Origin of the sequence: Mesorhizobium sp. M7A.F.Ca.AU.001.01.1.1, assembly GCF_004022735.1 — a bacterium.
GTDB classification, from domain to species: Bacteria; Pseudomonadota; Alphaproteobacteria; order Rhizobiales; family Rhizobiaceae; genus Mesorhizobium; species Mesorhizobium ciceri.
Window position 1 is genome coordinate 1 of the sequence record NZ_RZPF01001042.1, and the last position, 1,537, is coordinate 1,537.

Sequence of the window (1,537 nt, forward strand, 5' to 3'; positions counted from 1 at the left end):
CGATCGGCCCAGGTCGAAGGCCGCTCCAGTTCGGTGTTGACGAATCCCGCCGCATGAACCTCCACAACAACATCGTTTATTGCCGCCCGCGGCTCGGGCCGCTGTACCAGCTTCATCCCGGCCTCTCCTGCAGCCTGGTCCGTCACTACGATCGCTTTCATGGGAATTGTCTCCTCAGACATTTGTGTTGGGGTAATTAGCGGGCGTGGCAGCTCTTTCGAGCTTTCACGCGTCGGCTTCGCGTCCTCCACGACGACCTTGAGGTCCCTGCCTGGGTTCCTCGGAGCTCTCGCGCGCCCGCGATTCCAGGATTTTCGTTATGCGAAGTCCAGCACATCGGCCACCGGCATGCGCGGCTTCTGCGGCCAGTTGCCAGCTCGCTCCGGTCCGACGGTCAACAGCATGACCGGCACTTCGTCTTCGGCCAGGCCGAACTCGCGGTGCACGGCTTCAGCGTCGAAACCAATCATCGGCGTCGAACCCAGGCCCAGCGACCGGGCCATGTAGATGATCGCCGCGGCGCCAAAGGTCGCGGAGCGCACGGCTTCGTCGCGCTGGCGCTGCGGCTGATCGTCATACAGACCGCGAGCGGGGATTTCCCACTCCGGCACCAGGTGCGCCGGCATGATGCCGGCTTTCACCACGGGTGCCAAGCGGGCTGGAACGGTGCTGGCATCGGCCAGCTGGCCGATGATGATGAAGGTCACGGCCGCGTCGGTGATCGCGGGCTGATTCCAGGCGATCGGACGCAGCCGGGCCTTGGCTTCCGGCGAGCGTACGGCGATGAAACGCCAGTTCTGCAGGTGGAAGGAGGTTGGCGCGGACGTGCCGATACGCACCAGGTCGCGGATCTGGTCGTCGCTCAAGGTGGCAGCAGGGTCGTAGTACTTTGCGGCACTGCGGCTCAGGATCGTTTCGATGACGGCGTTCGTGGCGAAAGCGTTTTCGCTCTTCCCGCTCTCCCCGAAGATCTCGGCGGCTACGCGGGTTGCGGGTCCGGTGGTGGCGATGCAGTTCATTGGATGGCTCCCTTATCAAGTGATTGCGGAGCCCAATTTACGAGGACGAGTGATTATTTCGAGACTGATTCAGCTCAGTATGATGCGCGAAAGGATCAAACTGCGCCTTCGCGATCCCAGACCGTGTGCGTTACTCGCCCTTGTGCGCCAGTCGCCGCCACTCCCCCGGCGTCATCCCCATCCTTTCGGCGAAGACATGCCGGAATGCCGAAACGGATTGATACCCGACGGTCTCGGCCACGGCCTCGGCGCTGATGGCTGGCTTCTTCAACTCGTTGGCGGCCAGGCTCATGCGCAGATCAGTCAAAAAATCGAGGGCGGAGCGACCCAGCTTGTCCTGAAACTGGCGCATGAACGTAGCGCGCGACACCCCGCACAAATCGGCCAGATCGGGCAGTTTCCAAGGCCGTGCCGCATCGGCGAACATTGCCGCAATTGCTGGTGCCAGCCGCGGATGGCCAGCCAGGGCCAACAAGCCTTCGGGGGCTTTCCCGGATTGGCTCGCCGCGCGCAGTACC

General features: G+C 63.2%; 2 protein-coding genes and 1 pseudogene. All 3 read right to left on the minus strand.

Translation table 11 applies throughout. The annotated features are described in order from the left end of the window. Positions 1-161: pseudogene (locus EN884_RS35530) on the minus strand (NADP-dependent oxidoreductase); the annotation flags it as partial. 156 nt (positions 162-317) lie between these two features. Beyond that, positions 318-1,019, minus strand: a complete 702-nt coding sequence (locus EN884_RS35535; RefSeq protein ID WP_027163551.1) for a nitroreductase family protein — start codon at positions 1,017-1,019, stop codon at positions 318-320. A gap of 130 nt (positions 1,020-1,149) precedes the next feature. Beyond that, positions 1,150-1,537, minus strand: a 388-nt coding sequence (locus EN884_RS35540; protein ID WP_164895409.1) for a helix-turn-helix transcriptional regulator, incomplete at its 5' end; no start/stop codon positions are given.

Coding starts and splice junctions, on each gene's coding strand:
- EN884_RS35535 (WP_027163551.1), bottom strand. CDS start 1,019: ATGAACTGCATCGCCACCACCGGACCCGCAACCCGCGTAGCCGCCGAG.